Raw genomic sequence first — 8,475 nt, 5'->3', positions numbered from 1 at the left:
GCCCCCCCGCCGGTCACGGCGGACGGAAGCGACGGGGACGGCGACGGCGCCGAAGCCCCGTCGATCAGCGTGGACACCGACGGACTGGTCGGGGTTGTGGAGGTACGGCATGGCGAGGCGTAGGACGGACTGGGGGTCGTTCGTCGCGGGCCTGCTGTTCCTGGGGCTGGCACTGGCGTTCGTCGTCCGGGGCACGGGCGACTGGGGGTTCAACGTGGTGTGGGTGCTGCCCGTGCTGGCGGCAGGGCTGGGTGTGGCCGGTGTGGCGCGTGCGCTCACGCGGTCGCGCCGCAACGGTGACCGCCACGACAGCCACGCCAAGCCCCAGGCCTGAGGGGTGCCTGGGCCGCCCCGCACTCCCGCGAAGCGGCATGCGGGCGGTGGTGGGTGACGAAGAGGGAAACACCGCGCCGAAGGCGTCCGTTCAGGGTGCCCCGCACTCCCGCGAAGCGGCATGCGGGTGGTGGTGGGTGACGGGTGGGCCGGAGCAGCACGAAGGCCCCAGGCGAATACGCCTCAGTCCCGCGGCCGGTGCTCCGCGATGGCCGCGAACTCCTCGATCCCGAGCGACTCGCCCCGCGCGGTCGGGTCGACCCCCGCGGCGCGCAGGGCCCCCTCGGCGGCCGGAGCCGAACCCGCCCACCCGGACAGGGCGGCGCGCAGGGTCTTGCGGCGCTGGGCGAAGGCGGCGTCGATCACCCGGAAGACCTCCTCACGGGTGGCCTCGGTGGCGGGGGGCGGCCGGCGGATCAGTTCGACCAGTCCGGAGTCGACGTTGGGCGCGGGCCAGAAGACGTTGCGCCCGACCGCACCCGCCCGCCTGGCCGCGGCGTACCAGGCGATCTTGGCGGAGGGGACGCCGTAGATCCGGCCGCCCGGTGTGGCGGTGATCCGGTCGGCGACCTCCGCCTGCACCATGACCAGTACCCGTTCGAGACTGGGGAGCAGCTCGAGCAGGTGGAGCAGCACCGGCACGGACACGTTGTAGGGCAGGTTGGCCACGAGGGCGGTGGGCGTGGGCCCGGGAACCTCCGCGATCCGCATGGCGTCGCCCGGGACGACGTTCAGCCGGTCGGCGAGGTCGGGAGCGTGGGAGGCGACGGTTCCGGGCAGCGCCTCGGCCAGAGCGGGGTCGATCTCGATCGCGGTGACCTGGCGCACGTGTGGCAACAGGGCCAGGGTGAGCGAGCCGAGGCCGGGTCCGACCTCGACGACCACGTCGTCGGCGGTGACCCCCGCGACCCTGACGATCCGGCGGACGGTGCCGTGGTCGATGACGAAGTTCTGGCCCAGGGTCTTGGTGGGCCGGATACCGAACCGTTCGGCGAGCGCGCGCACGTCAGCGGGCGTCAGCAGTCGGGACTGCTCGGACGGGTCGGTCGGGTCGGGTGCGGGTGTCTGTGTCACCCCCACATCTTGCCATTGCCCGGACACCGGAACTCAGTCGAACAGGCGTGCGCCGCAGTGCGGCCACTGGCTCTGCCAGTTCCCGTTGACGTTGGTGTACAGCTGCTGGGCGCGCTGGGTCTGTTCCGCCGCGCTGGCCTCCGAGGGCAGTCCGCTGCCGCCGACCGAGCTCCAGCTGCTGGGGCTGAACTGGTAGAGGCCGTAGTAGCCCGCGGGGTTGACGGCCGTGGGATCGCCGCCCGACTCGCACTCGGCGAGCGCGGACCAGTTGAGCCCGGCCGCCGGTCCACCGCCGACCGGGGCCGTCTCCGACGGACGGGTACCGACGCGGACGAGACCGTCGACGGGTTCGGTGACGATCGTCTCGGACAGTTCGTGTTCGACTTCCTCCCCGTCGCGCAGCACGGTGGCGGTGGTGATCTCCCTGAGCCCGTCGACGGGTTCGGTGACCACCTCGCGCTCACCTTCGGGAAGCTCGGGGTCCTCCTCCTCGACGGTCTCCGCCTCGATGACGACCTCCTCCGTGACGGGTTCCCCGACGACCGGGAGGATCCGGATGACCATGTCGGGTTCGGCGGGCGCGTCGGGTGTGGGGGTGATGACGTCGTGTTCGCCCGGTGTGACCCCGGCGGCGTCGAGGACGTCGGCGACGGTGGCGCCGGCGGTGCGCGTCTCGGTCCGGACGGTGTCGTACATCACCACCATGCGCGGGGCCCGCTCGGCGCTCACGACGAGCCCGTCGTCGGGCAGGGGGGTGTCCCGGTGTTGGGAGAGCTCGACGGCCTCGGGGTCGAGGCCGATCTGCGGGAGGGCCTCCCCGAGAGTGGCGGCGTGGACGCTGTGGTCGAGTGCGTGGCCGTCGAGTTCGACGGTGAGGTCGCGGGGTGAGCGCAGGACGACGTGTTCTCCGTCGGCGACCGGCGCGTCGGGGTCGGGGGCGACGACGTCACCCTCGGTGAGGGTGATTCCGGCGGCGTCGAGGACGTCTTGGACGGTCCCGCCGAAGGTGTGGATCGTGCGCTCCTCACCGTTGGCGTCGAGGACGACGCTCCGGTCCACGGCGAGGGCGGTCCCCCCGACAGCGGCCGCGAGGAGTCCGGCGGCGGCCGCGGCCAGGAGGGGGAGGGTCGTGGCACGGCGGGCGCGGCGGCGCCCGCCCCGAGTACGGCGGGAGGAATTCCTCGGAACACGACTCATGGTGGATTCACCCTTTTCCTGAGGGAGGGAAAGGCCCGGACGGCCATCCGTCGCATCGCCCGAACCGGAAGGTCCACACAACGGATCATCCCCGCGACTCCTGGGGTTGGCGGGGGTTCACGCTGGCGGCGATGGATTTCGGACATAACGGAAATCGCGCGCATAATGCACGCCGCATCTCTTGTGACCAGCGGACACCGCCACATTAACACCCATCGAAGAATGCGTTGTAGCGCTCAACCGAAATTCACTCACGGGCCCCTGGACCGGCGCGTGACCGGCCCGCCCGACCAGATTCCTCCGGTCCCGTGTGGCACCCGGGCGGCCGAGACTGCACAATGAACCGAACGTCGTTCTAGTCGAGCGGGCGCCCCTCGCCCTCGCACAGTCCATCCCCAGGTTCAGGAGGCCACCCATGGGACCCCTCAACGGAATCCGTGTCGTCGAGTTCACCGGGATCGGCCCCGCCCCCATGGCCGGAATGCTCCTCGCGGACCTGGGCGCGAGCGTCATTCGCCTCGACCGGCCCGCCGCCGCCGAAGCGATGCGCTCCGGGGGGAACGGCCCGCACATGAGCGAGGGGCGCACCGTCCTGGGCGCCGACCTCAAGTCCGACGAGGGCCGCGGGCTCGCACTCGACCTCGTCGCGCGCGCCGACGTCCTCCTGGAGGGCTTCCGGCCCGGAGTCATGGAACGGCTCGGTCTCGGCCCCGACACATGTCTGGAGCTCAACCCGCGCCTGGTCTACACCCGGGTGACCGGGTGGGGACAGGACGGCCCCCTGGCGCACACGGCCGGACACGACATGAACTACGTCTCCGTCAACGGCGCGCTGCACTCCGTCGGCCGTGCGGGCGGCCCGCCGGTCCCCCCGATCAACCTGCTCGGGGACTTCGCGGGCGGCACGATGTTCGCGGTCACGGGCATCCTCAGCGCCCTGGTCGAGCGGCAGGGGTCGGGCCGCGGCCAGGTGGTGGACGCCGCGATGGTCGACGGCAGCTCACTGCTCATGTCGATGGTGCACGAGGACCGCGCCCGCGGTTCCTGGAGCGACGAACGCGGCACCAACTACCTCGACACCGGAGCTCCCTGGTACGACGTGTACGAGTGCGCCGACGGCCGCCACGTGTCGGTCGCGTGCATCGAGCCGCAGTTCTACGCGGCCTTCCTGGAGGGCACCGGCCTGACCGACGAGAACCTGCCCCACCAGTGGGACCGCCAGGGCTGGCCCCGGCTGCGCGAACGGTTCGCCGAGGTCCTGCGCGGCCGCACCCGCGACGAGTGGGCCGAGGTCTTCGAGGACACCGACGCGTGCGTGATGCCGGTCCTGTCGCTGGCGGAGGCCCCCGACCACCCGCACATGCGGGCCCGCGGAACGCTCGTCCGCGACGGCGACCGCGTGGTGTCCGGGCCCGCGCCCCGTTTCGGCCGCACCCCCGGCGGCGTCACCCGGGGGCGGGAACTGCCGGACACGGCCGAGACCCTCAAGCGGTGGGGCCTGGCGGACTGAACGGACCCCCTGCTCCCCGGGCGCGGGGCGGACACGACCCCACTCCCGGGTGCCGGGTCCCCCACCGCGACGCCGCCGGTCACTAGGGTGATCGACCGGACACGACGGGGGGCAGCCATGGCAGGGAAGCGAGGGGCCGCCCCGCTGGCGGCACGGGACCGGAGCGCCCGACCGGGGGCCCTCGCGCTCCTCGCGCTCCTCCTCGCCGCCACGGCGTCGACGCTGGTGTTCACGGGCCCGGCCGCCTCCGCCGACACACGCACGGTGGACGGCGCTCCCGTGGTCCTGGTGGGGGTACCGGGCCTGCTGTGGCGGGACATCACCCCCGAGTCCACGCCAACCCTCTGGGACCTGGCCGGGCGGACCTCGATCGCCAACGTGTCCATCCGGACGGCCACCTCGCGTACGTGCCCCACCGACGGCTGGCTCTCCGTGTCGGCGGGACAGCGGGCGCTGTCCGTGCGCGAGCGCTTCACGGTGTGCGAACCCGCCCCCAAACCCCAGCTCGTGGGGGCGGGGGCCCGCGTCACCGGCTTCGACACGTACGTGCGCCAGAACGCGCGGTCGGTCTTCGCCGCGCCCGTGGGCCTCCTCGGCCAGACCGTGCGCGACGCGGGCGGGACGACCCTCGCGGTCGGGCCGGGGGCGGCGGTCGGCGCGGCCGACACCTCCGGGACGGTCGACCGCTACCTCCGCGACCCGCGGGGCCTGACACCCGGCCACCTCCGCGAGGCGTCGCTGACCGTGGTCGAGCTTCCGGAGCTGACCCGCCTCTACCCCGACCCGACACGTCCGAACCCGAGCCCCTCCCCCGACGACGACGGCGACGGCGACGGCGACGGCGACGACCTCGGGGACAAGGGGGAGCGCACCGACCCCGACGACGTCCCGGAATGGGAGCGTGACGGGGCTCTGGCGGAGATCGACGCCCGGATGCGCACGCTCACGCGGCTCCTGCCCGAGGGCGCGACCCTGATGGTGGTCGGCGTGTCCATGGACACCGGCCCCTCCGAGCTCACCGTCGCCATGTCGGGCCGTGTCACCGACGGGGGTGTGGTGGGTCGGGAGGGGTTCCTGGCCTCGGAGTCGACCCGGCGCGCCGGACTGGTGGCGCTCACCGACACCACGCCGAGTGTCATGGACACGCTCGGGGTGGCCCCCTCGGACCCGACCGGCGGCCGGGCCTGGCACACGACGGCGCGCCCGGCGACGACCGCGGCGGCGGTGGACGAGCTGGTGGATTTCAACACCGCGGCCACCATCGTGGGCACCGCTCTGCCCGGGTTCTACAGCGGCCTGGTGACCTTCCAGCTCCTCATCTACGCGGCGGCGGCCTTCGCCCTGCACCGGTACTCGAACCGCCAACCGGACAAGCGCTCCCTGGTGTTCTCCGTCACGCGGATCGTGGCACTGGCCGGGGCCGCCTTCCCGGTGGCCAGCTACCTCGCCAACCTGGTCCCCTGGTGGGCCTCCGGCGCCCCGTTCCTCGCCCTCCTCACCTGCGTGGTCGTCGCCGACGCACTGGTCGTGGCGGCCGCCGTGGCAGGGCCGTGGCGGCGGTCGGTCCTCGGTCCGATGACCGTGGTGGCGGGCGCGACCACGGCCGTGCTCTTCCTCGACCTGTGCTTCGGCGCCAACCTCCAGATGAACTCGCCGACGGGGTACTCGCCGATCGTCGCGGGCCGGTTCTACGGGATCGGGAACATCGCCTTCGCCACGTTCGCGACCGGGATGCTCATGGCGGTGGCGGGGGTCTCGCACGAACTCATCACGCGGGGGTGGCACCGCGCCGCCGTGACCACCACGCTCGTCATCGGGACGGCCACGGTGCTGATCGTCGGCTGGCCCGGCCTGGGCACCGACTTCGGCGGGGTGATCGCCCTGATCCCGGGACTGGCGGTGACGGNNCCGCCGTGGGGACGGTCGCCGTGGCGGCGATCACCGCCCTGGCCTGGTTGGACCTCCAGCGCCCCGCGAAGGCGCGCAGCCACGTCGGCGCGTTCGCCGCCCAGGTGCTGGACGGAGAGGCGGGGACGGTGCTGGGCCGCAAGCTGTCGGCCATGCTCGGCACCTTCGGCAACTGGCAGCTGACCCTGCTCGCGGCGTGCGCGCTGGTGTTCCTGTTCGCGGTGCTCAACCGACCGACCAACTGGCGGATCGGCGCGCTCCAGCGGGCCTACGAGTACGCTCCGACACTCCGGGCGGGTCTGACCGGTTCGCTGGTGACCGCCCTGGTGGGGTTCGCGGTCAACGACTCGGGGGTGGCGATTCCGGCGATCGCGCTGACGGTGGCGGTCCCGCTGACCCTGTCGGCGTGCGTGTGGGCGCTGCAGCAGGAGGATCTGACACCGCCGGAGTCCGCGGAACCCGCCGGAACCGCCCAAGGGACGTGACACGCACCCCTGGCGGCACGCGGACACCAAACCACACGAGCACGACCTTGCGTCGCTCACGTCACGAATCGGCTACGGGCCTGTGGTAAAATCCGAGGCTGGGCGGCCCTCGTGGGAACGATCATCGATGTGGCCGACCGGTCTCACCGACCAGCCCGCTCCATCGCACGGGAGACGAGGAATTCCACGGCGGCGGCCGCCACGACGCGGAGCCCGCCCCCATCCCGACTGCGGGACTCGGTATCCACGGAACTTTCGTGCCGTCCTCGCGCGTTCGAGGTACTGACGCGCTTTCCCGAGCAGGCCATGCGAGAAAGGCGTCTCATCCCCGGCCCCAGCACGGGGTACCAGGCAAGGAACTTGATGAACCAGCAGCTTCGCTACCGCCGTAAGGCAACGGACACACCGGGTGGCACCCGCATCCGGGGTGGCGCGCGGCCCGCCTCGCCCACCCGTCTGGCACGGCCCGAGTTCGCCGGAGTGGCAATGCCCGACCTGACCATCGTCTCCACCCTGAACGAGGCGGGACGCGTCCTGTCGTTGGACGGGGAGATCGACATGGCCACCGAGCACCGCTTCCAGGACGCGGTGATCGAGGCGCTGACCACACAGCCGTCCGGGCGCGTCGTCCTGGACTGCTCGGACCTGCGGTTCATCGACTCCAGCGGGCTGCGCGTGCTCATCCGCGCGCACAAGGCCGCCCTGGAGCAGCGGGCGCTGCTGGCTATCGCCGCCCCGGTCGACCGGGTGATGCAGACCCTGCGGGTGACCGCTCTGGACACCCGGATCCCGGTCTTCGCCTCGGTCGCCGAGGCGCTCTCCGCTCCGCGCGCCTGAGCTGTGCTCGTCGTGGGCCCTGACCTCGCCTCGGCCCACCGTCACCACCCTCAACGGACGCCCACGGCGCGGTCCCGATCCTCTGGCGCCCTGGCTGCGCCCCGTCGGACCGCACCTAGCTGAGCAGGAGCAGCCACCCGCCCAGGGCGGTCACCGCGATGTTGACCAGGGCGAAGACCACCACCCACAGGGTTCCCGGCACACCCGTGAGACGGGCCAGCTGGTCGGCGTCGGAGTGGGGGGAGGGCTGACGCATCCGCTGGACCTGGAGTTCGAACACCGGGCGAACCCCCGCGAAGAGCAGGAACCAGATGAACAGGTAGGCGAAGGCCGCCTGGACCTCCGGCGGGGTGAACCAGCTGACGCCGAACACGACGGCACCGGTACCCACGATCGACACCACGCCGTAGACGTTCCGGATCATCAGCAGCATCGCGGCGAGCACGAGGATGCTCAGCCACAGCAGAGCCGTGATCCGGTCGGACATGAGCATGAGGATGCCCAGGAGTCCGACCATGGACGGCGACACGTAGCCCGCGAAGACCGTGAGGATCATCCCGACGCCGGTCGGCCTGCCCCGGGAGACGGTCACGCCGGAGGTGTCGGAGTGCAGGCGGATCCCCGTGAGCTGGCGTCCGCTGAGCAGCGCCACCAGGGCGTGACCGCCCTCGTGCGCGATGGTGACGACGTTGCGGGCCACCCTCCACGGCGGCCCGAGCAGGACGGCGGCCAGCGCCAGGACCGCCGCGGCGATGATGATCCACTGGTCGGGGGCGGGCTGGACGGACAGCACCTCACGCCAGACGTCACCGAAGGTTGTTCCCACCACTGCTCCCGACTCGTCGACACTCCGTCACGGGCCCGTGCGAAACACCTTCGACGCGAAGTCTCCTCCGTGAGGCGGCCGAACCGGGGGACGCGGGCCCTCGCCGAACTTTAGGACATTTGCGTCCGTGGCGTACGTGCCGTGGGGGAGGTCCTCGTTCAGAGGCCAATCAGCGCCAAGTGCGTCGAAGTGCTGGCCAAACGGAGAGCGCCACCCTAAAGTCACCACTGGTAGTAGTTACCTGCATACCCAAAGTGAGGATTCGCACGTGAAACGTACTGCTGCGCTCGCGATCGTGACCCTGG

General features: G+C 72.0%; 6 protein-coding genes and 1 pseudogene. 4 read left to right on the top strand and 3 right to left on the bottom strand.

Translation table 11 applies throughout. The annotated features are described in order from the left end of the window. The first annotated feature begins 109 nt into the window (after window positions 1-109). Window positions 110-334: a hypothetical protein gene (locus D471_RS0110975; protein WP_017598668.1), complete on the top strand. Its 225-nt coding sequence runs from the start codon at window positions 110-112 to the stop codon at window positions 332-334. A 182-nt stretch (window positions 335-516) separates the two neighbouring features. On the opposite strand, the gene rsmA is transcribed toward D471_RS0110975, so the two are convergent. Together rsmA and D471_RS0110965 are read right to left on the bottom strand one after the other, a co-directional pair. Beyond that, window positions 517-1,413: a 16S rRNA (adenine(1518)-N(6)/adenine(1519)-N(6))-dimethyltransferase RsmA gene (gene rsmA / locus D471_RS0110970; RefSeq protein ID WP_026127612.1), complete on the bottom strand. Its 897-nt coding sequence runs from the start codon at window positions 1,411-1,413 to the stop codon at window positions 517-519. Between the two features lie 27 nt (window positions 1,414-1,440). Then, complete coding sequence (locus tag D471_RS0110965; RefSeq protein ID WP_026127611.1) at window positions 1,441-2,604, bottom strand: resuscitation-promoting factor; 1,164 nt, start codon at window positions 2,602-2,604, stop codon at window positions 1,441-1,443. A 415-nt stretch (window positions 2,605-3,019) separates the two neighbouring features. Between D471_RS0110965 and D471_RS0110960 the strand changes: the two genes are divergently transcribed. The 3 genes and pseudogenes from D471_RS0110960 to D471_RS0110945 all read left to right on the top strand — a co-directional run bounded on the left by D471_RS0110960 (window position 3,020) and on the right by D471_RS0110945 (window position 7,344). Next, window positions 3,020-4,114 (top strand): CaiB/BaiF CoA transferase family protein, encoded by a 1,095-nt coding sequence (locus D471_RS0110960; RefSeq protein WP_017598665.1) that lies wholly within the window; start codon window positions 3,020-3,022, stop codon window positions 4,112-4,114. 117 nt (window positions 4,115-4,231) lie between these two features. After that, a pseudogene (locus D471_RS33835) lies at window positions 4,232-6,507 on the top strand (hypothetical protein). Between the two features lie 486 nt (window positions 6,508-6,993). Beyond that, window positions 6,994-7,344 carry an STAS domain-containing protein gene (locus D471_RS0110945; RefSeq protein ID WP_017598664.1) on the top strand — a complete coding sequence of 117 codons (351 nt, stop codon included), beginning with the start codon at window positions 6,994-6,996 and terminating at the stop codon, window positions 7,342-7,344. Between the two features lie 115 nt (window positions 7,345-7,459). On the opposite strand, the gene D471_RS0110940 is transcribed toward D471_RS0110945, so the two are convergent. Beyond that, complete coding sequence (locus D471_RS0110940) at window positions 7,460-8,170, bottom strand: M50 family metallopeptidase (protein WP_026127610.1); 711 nt, start codon at window positions 8,168-8,170, stop codon at window positions 7,460-7,462. Window positions 8,171-8,475: the final 305 nt, after the last annotated feature.

Source organism: Nocardiopsis lucentensis DSM 44048 (assembly GCF_000341125.1).
Taxonomy (GTDB): Bacteria; Actinomycetota; Actinomycetes; order Streptosporangiales; family Streptosporangiaceae; genus Nocardiopsis; species Nocardiopsis lucentensis.
The sequence above is the reverse complement of the archived record's forward strand: the minus strand, read 5'-3'. Positions and strand labels throughout refer to the sequence as shown.

Excerpts from the sequence above, each read along its gene's own strand:
- D471_RS0110975 (WP_017598668.1), top strand. The coding sequence starts at position 110 with ATGGCGAGGCGTAGGACGGACTGGGGGTCGTTCGTCGCGGGCCTGCTG.
- D471_RS0110965 (WP_026127611.1), bottom strand. The coding sequence starts at position 2,604 with ATGAGTCGTGTTCCGAGGAATTCCTCCCGCCGTACTCGGGGCGGGCGC.
- D471_RS0110960 (WP_017598665.1), top strand. The coding sequence starts at position 3,020 with ATGGGACCCCTCAACGGAATCCGTGTCGTCGAGTTCACCGGGATCGGC.
- D471_RS0110945 (WP_017598664.1), top strand. The coding sequence starts at position 6,994 with ATGCCCGACCTGACCATCGTCTCCACCCTGAACGAGGCGGGACGCGTC.